Genomic DNA, 21,263 nt, shown 5'->3' on the forward strand with positions numbered 1-21,263 from the left:
ACCCGCGCACGCGGCTCAAGGTCGAACTTCCTTGCCCGGCATTCGGCTTTGCCGATCCCGCGAAGGCCCTCCGCCGTGCCGGCCGCCTCAGGCGGTGGTGATCGTCTTCGGTTCCAGGAAGGCCTCCATGCCCATCACGCCGAACTCCCGGCCCACGCCCGATTGCTTGACGCCGCCGAACGGCGCCAGCAGGTCCGGCGCGACGCGGTTGATCAGCACCGTGCCCGCCTCCAGTTGTGAGGCCACGCGTCGCGCGCGGTCCGCGTCGGCGGAGAACACGTAAGCCTGCAGCCCATACGGCGAGTCGTTGGCCACCGTGATCGCCTCGTCCTCCGAGTCCACCGGGAGCACGGACAGCACGGGGCCGAAGATCTCCTCACGCGCGATGTCCAGGTCGTTGCGGACGTCGGCGAAGACCGTCGGCCGCACGAACCAGCCGCGATCGCGTCCGTCCGGCCGCCCCTCTCCGCCAGCGATCAGCGTCGCGCCCTGGTCGAGGCCGCGGCGGATGAAATGCTGGACGCGCTCGTACTGCGCGCGGCTGACCATCGGACCGATCGTCGTCGCCGGATCGCGCGGATCGCCGACGCGCATCGCGGCGACGGCGGACCGGATCCGCTCGACGACCTCAGGCATCCGGGCACGCGGCACCAGCAAGCGTGTGCCGGCCACGCAGGCCTGCCCGCTGTTCATGAAGGCCGCAGCCAGCGCGAGGGGGAGCGCCACATCGAGATCCGCGTCGTCCAGCAACAGCGAGGCCGACTTGCCGGTCAAGGCCAGGCTCACGCGCTTCATCGTGTCGACGGCGCCACGCGCGATCAGCTTGCCGGTCGGCGTCGAGCCGGTGAACGACAGCTTCGCGACGCCCGGATGCGTGCCGATCTCGGCGCCGACGTCGACACCGCGGCCGGTCACGATGTTGACGACACCCGGCGGCAGGTCCGCCGCGTGGATCGCGCGAGCGACGACATGCGCCTGCCACGGGCTCAGCTCGCTGGGCTTGATCACCGTCGCGCAGCCGGCGGCGATGGCAGCCGCGAGCTTGCTGGCCATCGTGCCGGCGGTGCTGTTCCAGGGCGCGAAGAGCCCGGACACGCCGACCGGCGCCATCACCACGGTCGATGCGCCGACGCGGCGTTCGAACGCGTAGCTCGGCAGCGCGCGCGCCGCGTCGCCGAAGCACTGCGACGCGTAATTGGCGACCCACTGCGCCCGGGCGACCGGACCGCCGTACTCGGTGATCGTCGCTTCCAGGAGGTCTTCGGCATGCGCCAGCATCGCGGCCTGCAGGCGCTCGAGCATCGCGACGCGCTCCGCGACGGAAGTCCGCCCGAAGGCCGGCTGGGCGCGCATCGCGGCTTCGACGGCGCGACGGGCATCGTCGCGATGCGCGAGCCGGGCCTGACCGACCACGGCCTCGGTGGCGGGATCAACGATGTCGACGACCTCGTCGCCGGTCACGGCAACGAAGGCGCCGTCGATGTAATTCTGGTCGAAGTTCCGCATGGCTTGTCCTTTCGGCATGAACCTCAGCGACACGCCGTGGCTCGTTGAGAGGAATGTAGGCAGCGGCATCAATTTCGATAAGCCATCCAATGATGGACGAGTCATCCCGATTCAAAGAACAATGCAGGCATGCAGAAGGACAGCCTGACCGAATTCGAGGTGATGCTCGCCGTCGCCCGCCGGCGGGGATTCCGGCCGGCGGCGGTGGAGCTGGAGATGTCGACTTCCGCCGTCAGCAACGCCGTTGCGGGGCTGGAGGCGCGAATGGGCGTGCGGCTCTTCCATCGCACGACGCGCAGCGTGTCGCTCACCGAGGCGGGGCGGCGCTTCATCGACCGGGTCGGTCCGGCGGTGGCGCAGATCCAGGAGGCCGTCGCGTCGGCCGACGATCGTGCAGGAACGCCCACGGGCACCTTGCGCTTGAACAGCTCGCTGGGCGCGGCGCAGATGGTGTTCCGGCCGATCCTGGCGGAGTTCCTGCGCCGGCATCCGGGCGTGACGCTGGATGTGGTCACCGAGGGTCGGCTGGTCGACATCGTCGCCGAGGGCTTCGACGCGGGACTGCGGCTCGCGCCGCAGGTGCCGCGGGACATGATCCGCGTGCCGATCGGCCTGCCGCTGCGGATGGCGGTCGTCGGCTCGCCCGATTACTTCGAGCGCCACGGCCTGCCAGCGACGCCCGCGGACCTCGCACGCCATGCCTGCATCCGCGCGCGGATGCCGAGCGGACTGCCGTCCCCGTGGGAGTTTGCGCGCGCGAAGCCCGGCAGAGCCGCCGCGAGCGAGACGCTCGACGTGCCGGGACCGATGGTGCTCGACTCGCCGCTGCTGATGCTGGAGGCGGCGCGCGCGGGACTGGGACTCGCACAGATCGCCGAGTGGTACGTCGCTGAAGACCTCGCGAGCGGACGCCTGCGCCGCGTGCTGGACGGCTGGGCGGCGCCGCTGCCGGCGCTGTGCCTGTACTACTCCGGCCATCGGCACATCCCGTCGACGCTGCGCGCGTTGATCGACCTCATCCACGAGATCAACCGACGCTGAACGTCGGCGCACGGCTCGCAGCCTCCCCCGATCGGGTGCCTGCGGGCCATGAGCGCCCCACTATCATTGCGGCCACACCATTCATCGGCCAGTCGCCCCCGCGTCCCTCCAGGTCGCGGCGAGGCCGGTCACCGGCGTCGCGCCGGGAGACCGTCAGGACGGCCTTCAGGGAGCTCCCGATGCCGCTTGTTCTGAAGCATCCCCGGATGCTGCCGTTCCTCTTCGCCTGCCTGCTCGCCGCCTGCGGGGGCGGTGGTGGAGGCGGGGGGCGCCGACGGCGGCTCGCCGCCCTCCACCGGATCCGGCGGGACCGGTTCGGCCAGTTCGATCTCCGGCTACCTCGTCTCGCAGGCGGCACCGGTGTATTCCGCCTCCGTGCCGTCCGGCACGGTCCTGCGCTTCGCGGCCGACGTCCGTGCCACCGCGCTGAGCGAGTCCAGCAAGCCCGTGCCCGGCGACTTCAGCTACAGCTGGACCTTCGGCGACGGCAGCACGGCTGACACGCCCTGGGTGGAGCGCGTCTTCACGACCGCGGGCTCGTTCCCCGTCAGCCTGAAGGTCTCCGACACCGCCAATCGATCACTGAGTTCCAACACGAATCGCATCACCGTGCGACCGGTCCAGGTCGACCCGCTGTCCATCATCGTGGGCGGCCCGGGCATGCGGGACGGCGGACCCGTGGCGCGCTTCGACACGCCGGTCGCCCTGATGCCCACGACGGACGGCGGCATGCTGGTTCTGGACAAGGGCAACAGCGTCATCCGCAGGATCGCGGACGGGGTCGTGTCCACGGTCGTCGGTGCGCCCTCGATGCCGGGCTATCAACTCGGCAAGGCGGGCATCGGACGTCTGGAGGCGCCGGTCGCATTCACCCGGGACGTACGGGGCACGATCTACGTGGCCGATGCCTACAGACTGGTGAAGGTCGCATCGGACGGCAGCGTGGACGCGGTCGCCGGCGGCAGTTACATGGGCAACCTGGATGACACGACGTCCGGTGTCCCCTGGGCCAGGGCGATCGCCGCGACGCCGGAGGGCGACCTGTACGTCGCCGGCACGAACACGATCCGTCTGTTGAAGGGTGGCGTCGCGACGCTGGTCGCCGGTTCCGCGTCGTCGTCCGGCGCGGCCGACGGCAGCGCGGCGCAGGCCCGCTTCAACGATATCCGGGCCTTGGCCCTGGGCAGCGACGGCGCCCTCTGGATCCAGGACGGTTGCACGCGTCTGCGCCGCCTGACCCGGGACGGCAGGGTGGAGACCGTCTCCGGCGCAGGCGCGCCCGACTATGGCGTTCGCTGCGGCTCCGGGATCGCCACCGCGCCCGAGGGCGACGTCTACTTCGCCACGGCGACCGACGTGAAGCGCGTGCGGCCCGACGGAACGACGCAGGCGGCCGTCTTCGCCGCCGGCGTGGACGCCGTGGCGGTGGACACCGCCGGGCGCGTGTACACCGCCCGCGCGGACGAACACACCGTCAGCCGGCACGAGGTCGGCGCCCTGATCACCTTCGGCCTGTCGCCGAAGTCCAGCGGCAGCTTCCCGGCAGCGCTCCAGGACCTGACTGCTTTCGCACCGGTCAGGAAATTCGCCGTCCATCCGAACGGCGATGTCTACTTCATCGACAGGGCCCGGCTGTGCCGCGTCCGTCCTCCGATCGGGGATGTGACCTGCGTCGCCGGACGCACGGGCGAGGAGCGGCCCGTCGACGGCACCCCGATCGTGGCCAGACTGTCCGGCTGGACGGACGCCGACGTCACCGTCGACCGCGCCGGCATCGTCTACTTCTCGGACCAGCAGACGCTGCGCCGATACGAGCCCGACACCGGTGACATCCGCACCATCGCCGGCACGCCGCCATTCCTGCCGCAAGTCGGCGTGCCGCCGGCCACCGGTCAGGTCGAGGATGCCGACGGCGACGGTACGGCGGCCGCGCTCCGCAACCCCTTCTCGCTGGCGACGGACAGCAAAGGCAATGTCTACGCCATCGCCAACGGCGGTCGCGTCATCCGCGTCTCGCCCACCGGCACGGTCACGACGCTGGCGCGGCACACCGTCGCCAACTGGCCGCTGTACCGCCTGCTGGTCGGCCCCGACGATCAGGTCTACGCCTTGAGCGGCGAAGCCCTCTTCAAGGTCGTCGACGGCGGCACGATGTCGCGCTCCGAGTGGCCGGGCAATCCTCAACTCGGATCCGGCTACGCCGGCGGCGCCGCCGTCGTCGGACCGGACGGCGCGATCTGGGCCCTCGCCAGCAACGGCTACGGCCAACGCTACGCCTCGACCTGGCTCGAGCGCATCACGTCGACGGAGCGTCGAGCCGCCCTCTTCTTCGGGCCGATCCGCCGGCAGATCGTCTCGGGCATGCCCGATCACGAATTCAATCCGGGTTTCATCGGCATGGCCATCGACCCGCAAGGTCGGCTCGTGCTGTCGGACGCCAAGCAGTTCGGCTTCTGGCGCCTGTCGGAGCCGGCCTCTCCGACGCTCTGAGGCCCTGATGTCGTTCCCGCTCCGACGCGCCACGCGCGCGACGAGCGGCTCACGCGGGGCCACGGTCGTGGCCCCTTGCGCGCTCAGCCCTTCTTCGCCACCAGCGTCAGGATATCGTAGCTCGCCACGAGCTCACCACGCTGGTTGGTGACCTGCACGTCCCAGGCGACGACGCCCTGAGGCGGCTGGTCGGGGCGGTTGCCGCGGTCGATGCGGCGCTTGCAGGTGAGGCGCGCCTGGATGGTGTCGCCGATGGCCACGGGGTTCACGAAGCGCAGCGTGTCCAGCCCGTAATTGGCGAGGACCGGTCCCGGCGCGGGCGACACGAACAGGCCCGCCGCCGCCGACAGCACGAAGTAGCCGTGCGCGATGCGCTGGCCGAATTGCGTGTCCTTGGCCGCGACCTCGTCGAAGTGCATGTAGAAGAAGTCGCCGCTGATGCCGCCGAAGTTGACGATGTCCGCCTCGGACACCGTGCGGCGATGCGTCAGCAGCGAGTCGCCGACCTGGATCTCTTCGAAGTACTTGCGGAAGGGGTGGATCGCGTCCTCGGTGACCTTGCCGCCGCGCACGTACTCGCCGGTGATGGCCGTGAGTATCGTCGGCGAGGCCTGCACCGCGCAGCGTTGCAGGTAGTGCTTGACGGCGCGGATGCCGCCAAGTTCCTCGCCGCCGCCGGCGCGGCCCGGGCCGCCGTGCTTGAGCATCGGCAGCGGCGAGCCGTGGCCGGTCGACTCGCCGGCCGCGTCGCGGTCCAGCACCAGCAGTCGGCCGTGGAAGGCGGCCGCGTGATAGACGGCCTGCGCGGCCAGCGCGGGCGTCTTCGTGACCACCGATCCCACCAGGCTGCCGCGGCCCTTGGCGGCGAGCGCCAGCGCCTCGTCGAAGTCGTTGTAGCTCATCAACGTCGACACCGGCCCGAAGGCCTCGACGTTGTGGACGGCCTCGCTGTTCATCGCGTCGCGGCACAGCAGCAGCGTCGGCGCGAAGAAGGCGCCGTCGCCGACGCCCTCTCCCACCGGCGCGAAGCCGTCGCGCTCGCCGTAGACCACCTCGTTGCCCTGCGCGAGCTGCGCCAGGCGCTCGGCCACGTCGGCCTGCTGCGCCTTGGACGCCAGCGCGCCCATGCGCACGCCCTCGATGGCCGGATCGCCGATCTTGATCTTCGCGAGCCGCTCGCGCAGCGCCGCGGCCACCGCGTCGATCTGCGCCGCCGGCACGATCGCGCGGCGGATGGCCGTGCACTTCTGGCCGGCCTTGGCGCTCATCTCCCGCATCACTTCCTTGACGAAGAGATCGAATTCGGGATCCCCGGGCACCACGTCCGGCGCCAGGATCGCGCAGTTGAGGCTGTCCGCCTCGGCGTTGAACGGCACCGAGCGGCGGATCAGGTTCGGATTGACGCGCAGCTGCGCCGCGGTGTCCGCCGAGCCGGTGAAGGTGACGACGTCCGTCTCCTCCAGCCGGTCCAGCAGATCGCCGGAACTGCCGATGACCAGCTGCAACGCGCCGGCCGGCAGCAGGCCGGACTGTTCGATCAGGCGCACGCAGGCCTCGGCGACATAGCTGGTCGCGGTGGCCGGCTTGACGATGCAGGGCATGCCGGCGAGGAAGCTCGGCGCGAACTTCTCCAGCATCCCCCACATCGGGAAGTTGAACGCGTTGATGTGCACGGCGATGCCGCGCTTGGGCACCAGCACGTGCGTGCCCATGAACTGGCCGAGCTTGCCCAGCGCCTGCGCCGGGCCTTCATGGACGATGTTGCTCGAGGGCAGCTCGCGGCGGCCCATCGACGCGTAGGCGAAGAGCGTGCCGAAGCCGCCTTCGATGTCGATCCACGAATCGGGCCGCGTCGCGCCGGTGTGCGCGGAAATCGCGTAAATCGATTCCTTGTGTTCCTGCAGATAAGTCGCCAGCGCCTTCAGGATCGCGGCGCGCTGCTGGAAGTCGAGCGCGAGCAGCGCCGGCAGCGCCTGCCGGCGCGCGAAGTGCAGGCTCTCGCCGAAGTCGATCTCTTCCGCATGGGTCTGCGTCACCAACCGTCCGTTGACGGCGCTGTGCAGGCCGCGCGCGGCGGTGGCGCCGATCCAGCGACCAGCAATCAAGCTCTGAAGAACGGGGGTAGCGCTCATAGGATTCTCACAACGTCAATCGCAGGATATTTCGCGGACGAGCGGCGTAGCGAGCGGGTCGAGGTTGGGCCTGAGGCGCGCAGCCATACTCCTGTATGGCGAGCACCGCAGGCCCAAGATCGGCCCGCGCAGTAGCCGAGCGTCGGCGAAATTAGGGTTGGTATTTCCAGGTGCCGTTCTCGATCTTGACCATCACGCGCGCGCGCTGGTCCAGACCCAGATGGTCATTGGGCGACATCGTGAACACGCCGTGCGCGGCCGGCAGTTCCTTGACGCCTTCGAGCGCATCGCGCAGCGCCGCGCGGAACTGGGGCGTGCCGGGCTGGGCCTTCTTGATGGCCTCGGGAATCGCCGCCTGCAGCAGCAGTCCCGCATCCCACGCATGGCCACCGAAGGTCGACACGCTGCCCTTGCCGTACGCGCCCTCATAGGTCGTCACGTAGGCCTTGGCGCTCTTCTTGGCCGGATGGTCCGCGGGCAGCTGATCGACGACCAGCACCGGGCCCGACGGCAGGAAGGTGCCCTCGACGTCCTTGCCGCCGACGCGCAGGAAGTCGTTGTTGGCCACGCCGTGGGTCTGGTAGTACTTGCCCTGGTAGCCGCGCTCCTTGAGCGTCTTCTGCGGCAGCGCCGCCGGCGTGCCGCTGCCGCCGACCAGCACCGCGTCCGGCTTGGCCGCCATGATCTTCAGCACCTGGCCGGTCACCGAGGTGTCGGTGCGGTTGTAGCGCTCGTTGGCGACGATGCTCAGGCCCTTGCTGGCGGCGACCTTGTTGAACTCGCCGTACCAGCCCTCGCCGTAGGCATCGGCGAAACCGACGTAGGCCACCGTCTTCACGCCCTGCGCCTGCATGTGGCTGGCGATGGCCAGCGCCATCATGATGTCGTTCTGCGGCGTCTTGAAGACCCACCGCTTCTTCGCGTCCATCGGCTCGACGATGCGCGCCGAGGCCGCCATCGAGATCATCGGCACCTGCGCCTCCGACACCGCGTCGATCATCGCCAGCGAGTTCGGCGTGACCGTCGAGCCGACCACCACATCGACCTTGTGCTCGGTGATCAGCTTGCGGGTGTTGGCGACCGCCGTCGTCGTGTCCGACGCGTCGTCCAGGATGATGTAGTTGACCTTCTGCCCGGCAATGGTCTTGGGCATCAGCGAGAAGGTGTTCTTCTCGGGAATGCCCAGCGACGCGGCCGGCCCCGTGGCCGACACGGTCACGCCGACGTTGATGTCGGCCCAGGCGCTGCCGCCCGCGCCCATCAGCGCGGCACCCGTCATGGCCATGGCCAGCAGGGTCTTCTCGATGCGTTTCATGTTGTCTCCTTCGGAATGTGTTTTTCAGGAACGCAAGGTCAATGAGGTACTGCTACTGCGATGACTGCAAGCACTGCTTGGATTGCATGTCGGGGGCGATGGTCCTCCGCGAAGCCTTCATGAGACTTGCGGCGCCGCCGGGTCGAGTTCGTTGCGCTCGTGGCGCGCCGAAGGATCGGTGAGTTCGGTGCGGACCGCGCCGAGCCCGCCGAAGAACAGGTCCGCCACCATCGGCGCCACCGCCTCGTAGGTCAGCGCGCCGTCGGGCCGCAGCCAGGTGAAGGTCCAGTTGATCATGCCGAACAGCAGCATGGTCAGCGGCTTGTGCAGGTGGGCGCCGCGCAGTTCCGGCCGCACCGCGGCCACCGCGTCGGCGAAGCGGCCGACCACCTGGCGCTCGACCGCCACCATGCGCTCGCGGTGTTCGTCGTCGAGGAACTTCAGGTCCTCGGTCAGCACGCGGTGCTCGTTCTGCGCCTCGCCGTAGGCCTGCACGAAGCGGTGGATCAGCCCGCGCAGGTGCTCCGGCGGCGGCAGCTGCTGCGCGCTGACCTCGTCGACCAGGTCGACCAGGTGCTGCAGATGGTTCTGGCAGATCTGCGCGAGCAGCTCATGCTTGTCGCGGACGTAGTGGTACAGCGTGGGCTTGCTGACCTCGCAGGCCTCGGCGACCTGGTTCATCGAGGTCGCGGGGTAGCCCTGGTTGGCGAACAGTCGGGCAGCCTGCGCGAGGATCTCCTCGCGGGTGGCATCGAATCCTGGAGCTCGACCTCGGGCCATGGGTGTTGTTTTCCTTGTGAATCAGCGTTCGTCGAACGAGATCACGACGCGCGGCGTCAATGCGTGCGCTTGGCAGCTCAGGATGAATCCCGCCGCCACTTCGTGCTTCTCAAGGGCGAAATTCTTATCCATCCGGACCTCGCCTTCGATCAGCTTGCAACGGCAGGTCGAGCACACGCCGGATTTGCAGGAGAACGGCACGTCCATGCCGGCCCGCGCCGCGGCGTCGAGCAGGCTGGGATCGCTCTTGCGGAACTCGATCTCGCGCGACACGCCGTCGCGGATCACGACGACCTTGGCGGCCTCCGCGTCCTCTTCATGGACCTCGTGCGGCGCCGGGCGGCCGGTCTGCATCTCCGGCGTGCCGAAGCGCTCGATGTGGATGCGTTCCTCGGGAACGCCGGCCGCGCGCAGCGCCGCCTCGGCCTGCTCGTTCATCTCGAACGGGCCGCAGACGAAGACCTGGTCGATGCCGGCCGCGGGGACGGGGCCGCTCAGGAAGTCGCTCAGCTTGGCCTGGTCCAGCCGGCCCGCCATCAGCGGCGAATCGACATGCTCGCGCGAGAACACGTGATGCAGCGTCAGCCGCGTCATGTAGCGGTTCTTCAGGTCCTCGAGCTCTTCCTTGAACATCGTCGACGCCGGCCGGCGGTTGCCGTAGATCAGCGTGAAGCGGCTCAGCGGCTCGCGGGCCAGCACGCTCTTCATGATCGACAGGATCGGCGTGATGCCCGAGCCGGCCGCGATGCCGACGAAATGCCGACCGACGGCGGGCTCCAGGGGCACGTGGAAACGCCCCTGCGGCGGGAAGACCTGGACCTCGTCGCCGGCCTTCAGGTGCCGGTGGACCCAGGTGGAGAAGGCGCCGCCGTCGACCTGACGGACGCCGACGCGCAGCTCGCCGTCGTCGACACCCGCGCAGATGGAGTACGAGCGGCGCAGGTCCTGGCCGTCGACATCGCCGCGCAGCGTCAAGTACTGGCCTTGCGTGAAGCGGAAGGTCTCGCGCAGCGCCTCGGGCACGTCGAAGCACAGCACGACGGCGTCGTCGGTGTCCTGGTGCTTGGCGCTCAGGCGCAGCGGGTGGAAATGCAGGCTCATGGCGGTGGCTCGGCGTCTTGTGGTCTGCGGGATCTGGGCGATCGGCACCCGGGCTCAGATCGGTTTGAAATGTTCGAACGGCTCGCGGCAGGCGAGGCAGCGGTACAGCGACTTGCACGCGGTCGAGCCGAAGGCGGACAACTGCTCGGTGTGCGCGCTGCCGCAGCGCGGGCAGGCGATGGCCTCGCGGCGGCGGACGATGCGGATGGGCACGCCCTGCCCCGCGTCAACAGGCCCCGGCGGTGCGATGCCGTACTGGCGCAGCTTCTCGCGGCCTTCGTCGGTGATCCAGTCGGTGGTCCAGGCCGGCGCGCGGCGCATCGTCACGGTGACGGTGCCGAAGCGCGCGAGCGCGTCCCGCACGCTCTGCTCGATGACCTCGGTGGCCGGGCAGCCGGAGTAGGTGGGCGTGAGCACGACCTCGACGCCGTCGGCGGTCTCGACCAGGTCGCGCACGATGCCGAGCTCGACCAGCGACACCGCCGGCACCTCGGGATCGAGCACCTGCGACAGCACCTCCCATGCGGCGGACAGGCGTCCGCAGCCGAGGTCCGTCGCGCCGCCATCGGACGACGGCGAGCGCGGTCCGACCGGCGTCAACGACGACAGCCAGTTCAGATGCGACGGTGTCGGGGCGGCGTTCATGGCGTGTTCATCGGTGTTCGCGGCGATCCGGGGATCACCACACCCCGCCCGGGTAGGTGCGCTGCAGCGACTGCATCGTCGCCAGCATGTGGCCCATGTGCTCGCTGTGGACGCCGCGCACGCCGGTATAGACGTGCGGCGTGTCCTTCGGACGCGCCAGGCGCGCCTCGGCGAGGACCTCGTCCATCGCCGCGTCCCAGTCGGGCTTCAGCGACGACCAGGCGGGGCCCAGGCCGCTGGCCTCGGCGGCGGCATCGATGTCGTCCGACGCGAACAGCTCGTTGACGTAGGGCCACAGCTGCGCAAGCGCGTCCTTCATCCGCTGCGCCGACTCGTCCGTGCCGTCGCCCAGGCGCACCACCCACTCGGCCGCGTGCTGCTGGTGATAGCGGACTTCCTTCACCGCCTTGGCGGCGATGGCGGCGACCTCGGCGTCGCTCGACGCCTGCAGCCGCGTCCACATCGGCATCAGCCAGCAGGCGGCGATCAGGTTGCGGGCCTGCGTGAAGGCGAAGTCGCCGCGCGGCAGCTCCATCATCACCGGGTTCAGGTAGTGGCGTTCCTCGCGCAGGTAGGCGAGCTGGTCCTCGTCGAGCGGCTGCTCGTTGAGCTGGCCGGCGCGCGTCAGCAGCGCGCGCGACTGGCCCAGCAGGTCCAGCGCGATGTTGCCCAGCGCGAGGTCCTCTTCCAGGATCGGCGAGTGGCCGATCCATTCGGAGATGCGGTGCGACAGCACCAGGCAGGCGTCGCCGACGCGCAGCAGGTAGTGGACGTCCGCGCGTTGGCCGGGTTGGACGGAAGTGCTCATCGTCCGGTCCTCACATGTGGTCGAGCGATTCGGGCAGGTCGTAGAAGGTCGGGTGGCGGTACACCTTGTCCTCCATCGGATCGAAATACATCGACTTCTCGCCCGGATCGGACGCGACGATCGCCGACGACGGCACGACCCAGATGCTCACGCCTTCCTGGCGGCGGGTGTAGACGTCGCGGGCCATCTGCAGGGCCATCTTCGCGTCGGGCGCGTGCAGGCTGCCGCAGTGCTTGTGGTCCAGGCCCGCCTTGTTGCGGACGAAGACTTCCCACAGGGGCCATTCGTTGGCGCCGGTCGTTTGGTTGATGCTCATGATTCGGGTGCTCTGAACGGTTCGTGGCGGAGACGGCGTGATGACGGATGCGCGGGGGCGCTCGATCAGGCCGCCTTGGCTTCGGTGGCGCGCTTCTTCGCGTGGGCGAGCGCGGCGTCGCGGACCCAGGCGCCGTCGTCCCAGGCCTTGACGCGGGTGCCCAGGCGTTCGGTGTTGCAGGGGCCGTTGCCGCCGACGACGCGCCAGAACTCGCTCCAGTCGATCGCGCCGAAGTCGTGGTGGTCACGCTCGGCGTTCCACTTCAGATCGGGGTCGGGCAGCGTCACGCCGAGCAGCTCGGCCTGCGGCACCGTCGCGTCGACGAACTTCTGCCGCAGCTCGTCGTTGGTCAGGCGCTTGATGCCCCAACGCATCGACTGCTCGGAGTTCGGCGAATCCTTGTCCGCCGGTCCGAACATCATCAGCGACGGCCACCACCAGCGGTTCACCGCGTCCTGGACCATCGCCTTCTGCGCGGCCGTGCCCTCGCGCATCATCACCAGCAGGCTCTCGTAGCCCTGGCGCTGGTGGAAGGACTCCTCGCGGCAGATGCGGATCATCGCGCGCGCATACGGGCCGTAGGAGCAGCGGCACAGCGGCACCTGGTTCATGATCGCCGCGCCGTCCACCAACCAGCCGACCACGCCGATGTCGGCCCAGGTCAGCGTCGGGTAGTTGAAGATCGAGCTGTACTTGGCCTTGCCCGTGTGCAGCGCGTCCAGCATCTGGTCGCGGCTGGTGCCCAGCGTCTCGGCGGCGGAGTACAGGTAGAGCCCGTGGCCGCCCTCGTCCTGCACCTTGGCCAGCAGGATCGCCTTGCGCTTGAGCGTCGGGGCGCGTGTGATCCAGTTGCCCTCGGGCAGCATGCCGACGATCTCCGAATGCGCATGCTGGCTGATCTGCCGCACCAGCGTCTTGCGGTAGTGCTCCGGCATCCAGTCCTTGGCCTCGATGAAGTCGCCCGCGTCGATGCGGGCCTCGAAGGCCTCGTTGCGCTGCTGCTCTTCAGCAGTCTGCAGCTTGGTCGCCTGGTCCTGCGGACCGACGCTCATGGCTTGCGTGTACATGGATGCTCCTTGCTTCCTGCTTCGAAGCGGCGTCCTTGTGGGACACCGCCGCGTGGCCGTCGGACGCCGTCCGACGGGTTACGAGTTCTTCGGTCGCTGGTCGACAACGCGGCGGGCTTTTCCGACCAGCGTTCTTTCGATTGAATCCGGCGCGCCGACCGTCACCCGGGTCGACACGCCGATCAGCGTCTTGATGCGGTGCTGCAGCGACTTCGACATCGCCGCCGCGTCGCCGCCGCCCGCGGCCGACAGCTCGCAACGCACCTCGACCTCGTCGAGGTGGCCGTCGCGGCTGACGACGATCTGGTACTGGCCGGACAGGCCGGGCTCGGCGAGCACCAGTTCCTCGATCTGCGTCGGGAACAGGTTGACGCCGCGGATGATCAGCATGTCGTCGCTGCGGCCGACGATCTTGCCCATGCGCCGCATGCTGCGCGCGGTCGGCGGCAGCAGCCGCGTCAGGTCGCGCGTGCGGTAGCGGATCACCGGCAGCGCCTCCTTGCTCAGCGAGGTGAACACCAGTTCCCCTTCCGAGCCCTCGGGCAGGACCTCGCCGGTTTCGGGGTCGATGATCTCGGGATAGAAGTGGTCCTCCCAGATCACCGGACCGTCCTTGGTCTCGATGCATTCGCTGGCAACACCTGGCCCCATCACCTCGGACAGGCCGTAGATGTCGACCGCGTCGATGCCGGCCTTGTGCTCGATCTCGCGTCGCATCGCCTCGGTCCAGGGCTCGGCGCCGAAGACGCCGGTCTTCAGCGAGGACGCGCGCGGGTCCAGGCCCTGTCGCACGAATTCCTCGACGATCACCTGCATGTAGCTCGGCGTGACCATGATGACGTCGGGCTTGAAGTCCTGGATCAGCTGGACCTGCTTCTCGGTCTGGCCGCCCGACATCGGGATGACGGTGCAGCCCAGCCGCTCGGCGCCGTAATGCGCGCCCAGGCCGCCGGTGAACAGCCCGTAGCCATAGGCGATGTGCACGATGTCGCCCTTGCGGGTGCCGGCGGCGCGCAGCGATCGCGCGACCAGGTCGGCCCAGGTGTCGATGTCCTTCTGCGTGTAGCCGACGACCGTTGGTTTTCCGGTGGTGCCTGACGACGCGTGCACCCGCACCACCTGCTCGCGCGGCACGGCGAAGAGACCGAACGGGTAGTTGTCGCGCAGGTCCTTCTTCGTCGTGAACGGGAACAGGCGCAGGTCGGCCAGGTCCTTCAGGTCATCCGGATGAACGCCCTTCGCATCGAACGCGGCCTTGTAGTGCGGCACGTTGTCGTAGGCATGCTTCAGCGACCACTTCAGGCGCTGGAGCTGCAGCGCGCGCAGCTCGTCCTGGCTGGCGCGCTCGATGGGCTCGAGGTCCTCGGGCCGGAAGGTCTTCACCGTCATGGGGTCTGTCTCCTAACCTGTCTCGTCGTTCCTGGGCGGGCGCGCTCAGCGCGCGGTCGCCAGTTCCGGCACCACGGGCTTGCCCTTGATGCGGTAGGAACGTCCGCGGAAGACCGCGATCAGCTCGTCGCGTTGATTGGTGATGCGGATGTCGTAGACGCCGGTGCGCCCGGCCAGCGAGATCTCGGTGGCGCGCGCGCTCAGCACGTCGCCCAGCCGGGACGGCGCGACGATGTCGATCGCGAAGCCCGAGGCGACCGTCACCTCGTTGTGCGAGTTGCAGGCGAAGGCGAAACACGAATCGGCCAGCGTCGTCACGAAGCCGCCGTGGCAGATGTCGAAGCCGTTGAGCATGTCCTCGCGCACCGTCATCGACAGCGTCGCGGTGCCGGGACCGATCGCATCGATGCGCATGCCCAGGCCCTTGGAGGCCCGGTCGTTGGCGAACATGGTGTCGCGGACCGCTTCGGCCACGCGCTGCGCATCCATAAGGGGATCCCGGGTCGCGCTCATCAACGGTCCTTGAAGGTCGGGGACCGCTTGGTCAGGAAAGCGGCGGCGCCTTCGAGATAGTCGTGCGCATAGCCGAGCTGGCTCTGCAGCCGGGCCTCGAGCTTGAGGGCGTCCTCGAACTCCAGGTCCATCGAGGCGTCGAGCGCCTCGCGCGTCTGCACCAGCGCCTTGGTCGGCATCTTCGCGAGCTTCTGCGCGGTGGCCATCGCCTCGCTCTGCAGCTCGGCATCGGCGACGCAGCGCGCGATCAGGCCCCAGGCCTGCGCGTCGGCGGCGGGCAGCTTGTCGCCGAGCAGCGCCAGCTGCATCGCGCGGGCGCGGCCCACGAGGCGCGTCAGCAGCCAGGTGCCGCCGCAGTCGGGCACCAGCCCGATCTTGGAGAAGGCCTGGATGAAAGACGCCGACTGGCCCGCCAGCACGAGGTCGCAGCCGAGCGCGAAGTTTGCGCCGGCGCCCGCGGCCACGCCGTTGACCGCGCAGATGGTCGGCACCGGCATGCTGCGCAGGCGCAGCGCGAGCGGGATGTAGTAGTGGTCGAGCAGGTTGCCGATGTCCTTGGCCTTGGGCTTCTTGTGGGCATCGACCTCGCCGGAGTGCTCGTCGAACTCCGGCTTGATGTGGGGATCCGACAGGTCCTGGCCCGCGCAGAACGCGCGGCCGGCACCGGTGATGAGCACCGCCCGCACGGTCTCGTCGTGCGCCGCCTCGTCGAGCGCGATCCGCAACTGGCCGAGCAGGCCGGTCGTGAACGCGTTCAGCGCCTGCGGCCGGTTCAGCGTGAGGACGCGGACGGCGCCCTCGGTGCTGATCAGCAGCGGACTGTCTTCGGCAGCGGTGGATGGGGTCGTGTTGGCGGTGCTCATTCGGCTTGTCTCCTCGGCCGTCGATGGATTCAGCTTTTTCAGCTTTTATGGGTCGGCTTCTATTTACCGACCGGTCGGTAGATACTACGAGCCATCGCATCGCAAGACAAGGTCGGAAACCTAGGGTTACCACCTAAAAAGGAGCTGTCCCATGCCCTGTTACGCCATCGACGGCCTCTCGCCGGTCGTCCATCCGAGCGCCTACGTCCACCCGACGGCGGTGCTGATCGGGGACGTGATCGTCGGTCCGGGGTGTTATGTGGGGCCTTGCGCCTCCCTGAGGGGGGACTTCGGCCGCATCCGGCTGATGGAGGGCGCCAACGTGCAGGACACCTGCGTGATCCATGGCTTCCCGGATTCGGACACCGTCGTCGAGACCAACAGCCACATCGGCCACGGCGCGGTGTTGCACGGCTGCGTGGTGCGGCACGACGCGCTGGTGGGCATGAACGCGGTGGTGATGGACGAGGCGGAGGTCGGCGCGTACAGCATCGTCGCGGCCTGCGCGTTCGTGCGCGCGGGGCTGAAGCTGCCGGAGAAGTCGCTCATCGCGGGCCTGCCGGCGAAGGTGATGCGGCCGCTGACGGACGATGAGATCCGCTGGAAGCGCGTCGGCACCGAGACCTATCAAGACCTGGCACGGCGCTGTCATGCGAGTCTGGTCGAGGTGCAGCCGCTGGCCGAGGAGGAAACGGGCCGCCCTCGCCTGCAGGTCGGCGGGCCCAAGACCCTGGTCGCGACGAAGCGCGACGGCGACGGCTGATCGACACGCAGCGCCGTCCCGCGACCTCGCACGCGAAGTCCCCGTTGGGTTCCCTGGGAAGGCGCCGGGCCGCCAGGCCCAGCGCTACGCCATCTCGGCGCGCCTGACCTGCACCTGGTCGATGAGCGAGGTGACCAGCCCGGCCGACAGGCCGTCCACGCCCGCGCCGGCGCAGGCCGCCGCGCCCGCGGCGACGGCCCAGCGCAGGTGGTCCTCGGGATCCTGCGTGCCGCCGTTCATCAGGCTGTAGAGCAGCCCGGCCATGGCGGCGTCGCCGGCGCCGATGGTGTCGACGATCTGCTCGAGCGGCGGCGGCGCGGCGCTGAGGTCGGCTTTCGGATGGAACAGCTGCGCGCCGCGTTCACCGAGCGTCAGCATCACGATCGCGCGCGGGTTCCAGGCCGAGATCTGCGCCAGTCCGAAGTGGTGGTCGCGGCTGCGGAACAGGCCGCGGAGGTCTTCGTCCGAGACCTTGATGACGTCCGCCAGCCGGCACATGCGTTCCAGCGTGCGGTCGTAGCGGGAGTCCATGGACATGCGGTAGTTGGGGTCGTAGCTGATGCGCACGCCCTCGTCCTTGAGGGATTCGGCCAGCGCGATCAGCCGTGCCGCGAGCGGTTCGCGGGTGAGGCTGATCGAGCCGAAATGCGCCCAGCGCAGTGCGCGGCGCCATCCGGCGGGCAAGGCGTGGGGGCGGAAGTGCAGGTCGGCGCTGTCGTCGCCGACGAAGGCGTACTCCGGCGGATCCACCTGATGGACGTAGGCCACCAGCGGCGACTTGGCGAACTGCTGGATGAAGCGCAGGTCCAGGCTGGCATCGGCGCTGGCCTGCCAGATCGCCTGGCCGAACGCGTCCTTGCTGATGCCGCCGGCGAAGGCGCTGAGCTGGCCCAGGCGGGACATCCCGACGGCGACGTTCCAGGGCGAGCCGCCGCTGCGGCTGCGCCAGTGGTCGTGGCCGACGCGGATCATGTCGGTGAGGGCTTCGCCGAAGGAGACGAAGCTGGCCAGGTCCGCATGGACCACGGTCGTGGGGGTCAAGCTCATCCCGCGATTCGACCGCTGCCGGCCTCGCTGCGCAAGTGACAGGTCCTACAGGGTGACGACGCGGTTTCGGATGCATAGCGCACAGCCCAGCCCCTGGCGCAGGAGCACAGTGGCTCCCCGAAGGGCCTCCGCGGGCGCGGGCGGGCTGGCGGCGGCACAATCCGCTTCATGACCGATGGTGTGATTCCGCTGCTCGATCTGCGCCAGATCGGGCGGACGCCTCCCGTGCCGCATCCGCTGCCGCCACCCCGCAGCGGCCCGTGGCTGGATGCGCGCGGCCGGCCGCTGCGCGACCTGCGGATCTCCGTCACCGACCGCTGCAACTTCCGCTGCAGCTACTGCATGCCGAAGGACGTGTTCGACAAGGACTACGCCTTCCTCCCGCACCGCGACCTGCTCTCCTTCGAGGAGATCGCCCGGCTGGCCCGCGTGTTCGCCCAACTCGGCGTCCAGAAGCTGCGCCTCACCGGCGGCGAACCGCTGCTGCGCCGCAACCTCGAGGCGTTGATCGCCCAACTGGCCGCGCTGCGCACGCCCGAGGGCCAGCCGCTCGACCTCACGCTCACCACCAACGGCTCGCTGCTCGCCCGCAAGGCCCAGGCGCTCAAGGACGCCGGCCTGAACCGCGTCACCGTCAGCCTGGACGCGCTGGACGACGCCATCTTCCGGCGCATGAACGACGTGGACTTCCCCGTCGCCGAAGTGCTGCGCGGCATCGACGCCGCCCACGCCGCCGGCCTGGCGCCGATCAAGGTCAACATGGTCGTCAAGCGCGGCACCAACGATGACCAGATCGTCCCGATGGCGCGCCACTTCCGCGGCACCGGCGTCGTGCTGCGCTTCATCGAGTACATGGACGTCGGCATGAGCAACGGCTGGCGCATGGACGAAGTCCTGCCGTCCGCCGAGGTCCTCGCCCGGCTGCGCGAGCACGCCGACCTGGTGCCGCTCGCGCCCTCCTCCGACGGCGAGACCGCCACGCGTTGGGGCTACGCCGACGGCAGCGGCGAGATCGGCCTGATCTCCAGCGTCACGCAGGCCTTCTGCGGCGACTGCAACCGCGCGCGGCTCTCGACCGAGGGCCGCCTCTACACCTGCCTCTTCGCCGGCGACGGCCACGACCTGCGCGCGCTGCTGCGCGGCGATGCCGCCCACGACGCGCGCAGCGACGACGAGATCGCCGCCGCACTCGGCGCGCTCTGGACACGGCGCAACGATCGCTACTCGGAACTCCGCGCCAGCCTGCCCGCGGCCTCGGAATCCGGCCCGGCGCGCCGCGTCGAGATGCACTACATCGGCGGCTGATGCGCGTCACCGCGCTGCTCCTCTGCGGCGGACGCGCCACGCGCATGGGCGGCGTCGACAAGCCGCTCCAGCCCTTCCAGGGCCGGCCCCTCGTCGATCACGTGCTCGACCGCATCGCCCCGCAGACCGGCGGCCGCGTGCTCATCAGCGCCAACCGCCACCTCGACGACTACCGCCGCCTCGGACATCCGGTCCTCGAGGACACGCTGCCCGACTTCCCCGGACCGCTCGCCGGGATCCTTGCGGGACTGGAGGCGATCGCCGCTGCAGATGAGCGCGACGATTGGCTGCTCGTGGTCAGCGGCGACAGCCCCTGGCTGCCCGTCGACCTCCTCGCCCGCCTGGCCGAGGGCCTCGCCCCTGACCGGACCTCGGCCATGGCGATGGGCCGCGAGGCGCCGGACGCACCGCTGCGCAGCCAGCCGCTCGCGAGCCTGATCCACGCCGACCATCGGGCCTCGCTCGATGCCGCGCTGCGCGCGGGCGAACGGCGCGTCGAGAGCTGGCTGTCCAGCCTGCCGCTGGCGCGCGTCGCCTTCGATCGACCGGGCGACGACCGCGCCTTTGCCAACATCAACGACAGGAGCGAGCTTGAGCGACTCGAACGACTCCGATAGCGCGAACGTCGGCGCCATCACGCTGCGCCTGCTGACCGAAGGCGACCTGGTGGCCTACAAGGCGCTGCGCGACGCGATGCTGGCGAGACACGAGCAGGCCTTCACCTCCGACGCGGAGACCGAACGCGCCCGCGAGGCTGCGAGCTATCGCGTGCGACTGCATCCGCAGGCCGGCGGCAAGTCGCTGTTCACGCTGGGCGCGTGGCGCGGCGAGCAGTTGGTGGGTGCGCTGACCTGCGAGCACGAGAACCGCAAGAAGGTGCAACACATCGCGCATCTGATCGGGATGATGGTGGACGACCGGTTCCGCGGACGCGGCATCGGCAAGCGCCTCTTGCAGCAGGCGCTTGCCTTGCTGCGCCGCGAGCCGCGCCTGGAGACCGTGACGCTCAGCGTCACCGCCGGCAATCAATCCGCCATCGCGGTCTACCGGCAGGCCGGCTTCACCCGCTACGGTCACCTTCCCCGCGCCATCCGTCTCTCCGACGGCCGTTACTACGCCAAGGACCTGATGAGTCTCGATCTCCGCGCCTGACCCCGACTCCCAAGGCCCGATCACGGCCAAGGCACCGGGCCGAACTCCCAGGGCCCGATCACAGCGAGTCCCACTGGGGCCGGAATACTGCTTGGGGGTCCTGGAGGGATCCCCCATGCAGTGTGGAGCGCCCGCGCCCGGCCTCCCGCAGGCGACATCAATCGCAGGCCACCGAAGGCCGAGCCGCCACATCGACGTCGACCGTCAGTTCATCCTGGATGGCGAGCAGCCCTCCGAAGACGGAGAACGGCGCGATACCGAACTCGCTCTGCCGCAGGACGAGCGCGCCTTGGGCGTGCAGCGGCGCATCCCCTGAAGGTCGGGCGACCCGCACGGGCACGTCGATCTCGCGGACCTGCCCGTGCCATCGCACCGCGAGCTTGACTGCGAGCACTGGGAACGCACCGCCCACCGCCGAGCTGCGCATCGAGATCGCCGGGAAGCGTTCGCCGTCGATGGCGCGGAGCATGTTGGTCCGGGTGCCGGCGACATCGGAGGCCGTGGGCACGCTGGCGAATTCGGGGCCGAGGCTGGCGCGCCATTCGGGCTTGTCGATGCCGATGTCGTCGAGGCGGAACCCGAGTTCGACGCCTGCGCCCGCGATCCCGTCGGCGGGCAGGAAGACGTGGCCGTCGAGCCGTTCGACCCCGAGCACATGGTTGTGGCCGAGCTTGGCGAGCCGTCCGGCGCGGAAGACGTGGATCCGGACCTGCGAGCCTGCGGCGTCGACGCGGTAGAGCCGCCCCTCGCCGCGCTGCTGCGCCGCGAGCCAGGTGGGGCATGAGGACGGCGGCGCTTCAGCGCCCGGCGCCGCGCCCAATGCAGTCGATGTGGCCGATGCAGCGGCTGCACTGCGGCCCGTCGTCGACTCCGCTGTCGCCCCGATTGGTGCACTGCCGCATCCTGCGACCGCCAGCGCCACAGCGACGATCGCCGCGTGGGCCGCCCCCCGTGTCCACGGGGTCCACAACACCGGAGGCACCTCGCTTGCCCGCGTCAACACTTGCATAGGGGTAAACCAAGAGTGGTC

20 protein-coding genes are annotated in these 21,263 nt (G+C 69.5%); 6 read left to right on the top strand and 14 right to left on the bottom strand.

Annotated elements, in window-relative coordinates:
* Nucleotides 1–87: 87 nt before the first annotated feature.
* The gene (locus tag ACFJIX_RS30080; protein ID WP_377156581.1) at nucleotides 88–1,506 is read right to left on the bottom strand and encodes an aldehyde dehydrogenase family protein; all 1,419 of its coding nucleotides are present in this window, start codon (nucleotides 1,504–1,506) and stop codon (nucleotides 88–90) included.
* Nucleotides 1,507–1,635: 129 nt separating this feature from the next.
* Here ACFJIX_RS30080 and ACFJIX_RS30085 point away from each other — a divergent pair, with 129 nt between their 5' ends.
* Together ACFJIX_RS30085 and ACFJIX_RS30090 are read left to right on the top strand one after the other, a co-directional pair.
* Nucleotides 1,636–2,547: a LysR family transcriptional regulator gene (locus ACFJIX_RS30085; protein ID WP_377156582.1), complete on the top strand. Its 912-nt coding sequence runs from the start codon at nucleotides 1,636–1,638 to the stop codon at nucleotides 2,545–2,547.
* Between the two features lie 360 nt (nucleotides 2,548–2,907).
* Nucleotides 2,908–5,037: a PKD domain-containing protein gene (locus ACFJIX_RS30090; RefSeq protein ID WP_377156583.1), complete on the top strand. Its 2,130-nt coding sequence runs from the start codon at nucleotides 2,908–2,910 to the stop codon at nucleotides 5,035–5,037.
* Nucleotides 5,038–5,120: 83 nt separating this feature from the next.
* Here ACFJIX_RS30090 and paaZ read toward each other — a convergent pair whose 3' ends face one another.
* From paaZ to ACFJIX_RS30145, 11 genes are all read right to left on the bottom strand, one after another.
* Entirely contained in the window at nucleotides 5,121–7,169 is a 2,049-nt protein-coding gene (paaZ, locus tag ACFJIX_RS30095) for a phenylacetic acid degradation bifunctional protein PaaZ (RefSeq protein WP_377156585.1), read from the bottom strand.
* Nucleotides 7,170–7,320: 151 nt separating this feature from the next.
* Nucleotides 7,321–8,484, bottom strand: a complete 1,164-nt coding sequence (locus ACFJIX_RS30100; RefSeq protein WP_377156587.1) for an ABC transporter substrate-binding protein — start codon at nucleotides 8,482–8,484, stop codon at nucleotides 7,321–7,323.
* Between the two features lie 117 nt (nucleotides 8,485–8,601).
* Complete coding sequence (locus ACFJIX_RS30105; protein WP_297530878.1) at nucleotides 8,602–9,264, bottom strand: TetR/AcrR family transcriptional regulator; 663 nt, start codon at nucleotides 9,262–9,264, stop codon at nucleotides 8,602–8,604.
* 21 nt (nucleotides 9,265–9,285) lie between these two features.
* Nucleotides 9,286–10,365 (bottom strand): 1,2-phenylacetyl-CoA epoxidase subunit PaaE, encoded by a 1,080-nt coding sequence (paaE, locus tag ACFJIX_RS30110; RefSeq protein ID WP_377156589.1) that lies wholly within the window; start codon nucleotides 10,363–10,365, stop codon nucleotides 9,286–9,288.
* 54 nt (nucleotides 10,366–10,419) lie between these two features.
* The gene (gene paaD / locus ACFJIX_RS30115) at nucleotides 10,420–11,010 is read right to left on the bottom strand and encodes a 1,2-phenylacetyl-CoA epoxidase subunit PaaD (RefSeq protein WP_377156590.1); all 591 of its coding nucleotides are present in this window, start codon (nucleotides 11,008–11,010) and stop codon (nucleotides 10,420–10,422) included.
* Between the two features lie 34 nt (nucleotides 11,011–11,044).
* Nucleotides 11,045–11,818: a 1,2-phenylacetyl-CoA epoxidase subunit PaaC gene (gene paaC / locus ACFJIX_RS30120; protein WP_377156591.1), complete on the bottom strand. Its 774-nt coding sequence runs from the start codon at nucleotides 11,816–11,818 to the stop codon at nucleotides 11,045–11,047.
* Nucleotides 11,819–11,828: 10 nt separating this feature from the next.
* Nucleotides 11,829–12,134, bottom strand: coding sequence for a 1,2-phenylacetyl-CoA epoxidase subunit PaaB (paaB, locus tag ACFJIX_RS30125; RefSeq protein WP_377156593.1), 306 nt, complete (start codon nucleotides 12,132–12,134; stop codon nucleotides 11,829–11,831).
* Nucleotides 12,135–12,199: 65 nt separating this feature from the next.
* Nucleotides 12,200–13,201 carry a 1,2-phenylacetyl-CoA epoxidase subunit PaaA gene (paaA, locus tag ACFJIX_RS30130; RefSeq protein WP_377156594.1) on the bottom strand — a complete coding sequence of 334 codons (1,002 nt, stop codon included), beginning with the start codon at nucleotides 13,199–13,201 and terminating at the stop codon, nucleotides 12,200–12,202.
* A gap of 78 nt (nucleotides 13,202–13,279) precedes the next feature.
* A complete protein-coding gene (paaK, locus tag ACFJIX_RS30135; RefSeq protein WP_377156596.1) occupies nucleotides 13,280–14,590 on the bottom strand; it encodes a phenylacetate--CoA ligase PaaK in 1,311 nt (436 codons plus the stop codon).
* A 45-nt stretch (nucleotides 14,591–14,635) separates the two neighbouring features.
* Nucleotides 14,636–15,103 (bottom strand): hydroxyphenylacetyl-CoA thioesterase PaaI, encoded by a 468-nt coding sequence (paaI, locus tag ACFJIX_RS30140; RefSeq protein WP_377156598.1) that lies wholly within the window; start codon nucleotides 15,101–15,103, stop codon nucleotides 14,636–14,638.
* A complete protein-coding gene (locus ACFJIX_RS30145; RefSeq protein ID WP_377156600.1) occupies nucleotides 15,103–15,966 on the bottom strand; it encodes an enoyl-CoA hydratase-related protein in 864 nt (287 codons plus the stop codon). Before ACFJIX_RS30145 ends, paaI begins: the two co-directional genes overlap by 1 nt.
* A 151-nt stretch (nucleotides 15,967–16,117) precedes the next feature.
* On the opposite strand from ACFJIX_RS30145, the gene ACFJIX_RS30150 reads away from it, so the two are divergent.
* The gene (locus ACFJIX_RS30150) at nucleotides 16,118–16,729 is read left to right on the top strand and encodes a phenylacetic acid degradation protein PaaY (RefSeq protein ID WP_377156602.1); all 612 of its coding nucleotides are present in this window, start codon (nucleotides 16,118–16,120) and stop codon (nucleotides 16,727–16,729) included.
* A gap of 84 nt (nucleotides 16,730–16,813) precedes the next feature.
* On the opposite strand, the gene ACFJIX_RS30155 is transcribed toward ACFJIX_RS30150, so the two are convergent.
* Nucleotides 16,814–17,776, bottom strand: a complete 963-nt coding sequence (locus ACFJIX_RS30155) for a carbohydrate kinase (protein ID WP_377156603.1) — start codon at nucleotides 17,774–17,776, stop codon at nucleotides 16,814–16,816.
* A gap of 168 nt (nucleotides 17,777–17,944) precedes the next feature.
* On the opposite strand from ACFJIX_RS30155, the gene moaA reads away from it, so the two are divergent.
* Genes moaA through ACFJIX_RS30170 form a run of 3 tightly spaced genes read left to right on the top strand, consistent with a single transcriptional unit; the run spans nucleotide 17,945 to nucleotide 20,233 of the window.
* Nucleotides 17,945–19,081: a GTP 3',8-cyclase MoaA gene (gene moaA, locus ACFJIX_RS30160; protein WP_377156605.1), complete on the top strand. Its 1,137-nt coding sequence runs from the start codon at nucleotides 17,945–17,947 to the stop codon at nucleotides 19,079–19,081.
* Entirely contained in the window at nucleotides 19,081–19,698 is a 618-nt protein-coding gene (gene mobA / locus ACFJIX_RS30165) for a molybdenum cofactor guanylyltransferase MobA (RefSeq protein WP_377156606.1), read from the top strand. The genes moaA and mobA overlap by 1 nt, the downstream gene beginning before the upstream one ends.
* Nucleotides 19,673–20,233, top strand: coding sequence for a GNAT family N-acetyltransferase (locus ACFJIX_RS30170; RefSeq protein ID WP_377156608.1), 561 nt, complete (start codon nucleotides 19,673–19,675; stop codon nucleotides 20,231–20,233). Before mobA ends, ACFJIX_RS30170 begins: the two co-directional genes overlap by 26 nt.
* 157 nt (nucleotides 20,234–20,390) lie before the next feature.
* Here the strand turns inward: ACFJIX_RS30170 and ACFJIX_RS30175 are convergent, their stop codons facing one another.
* Entirely contained in the window at nucleotides 20,391–21,155 is a 765-nt protein-coding gene (locus tag ACFJIX_RS30175; RefSeq protein ID WP_377156610.1) for a hypothetical protein, read from the bottom strand.
* Nucleotides 21,156–21,263: the final 108 nt, after the last annotated feature.

The organism is Roseateles sp. UC29_93, assembly GCF_042695725.1.
Taxonomy (GTDB): domain Bacteria; phylum Pseudomonadota; class Gammaproteobacteria; order Burkholderiales; family Burkholderiaceae_C; genus Roseateles; species Roseateles noduli_A.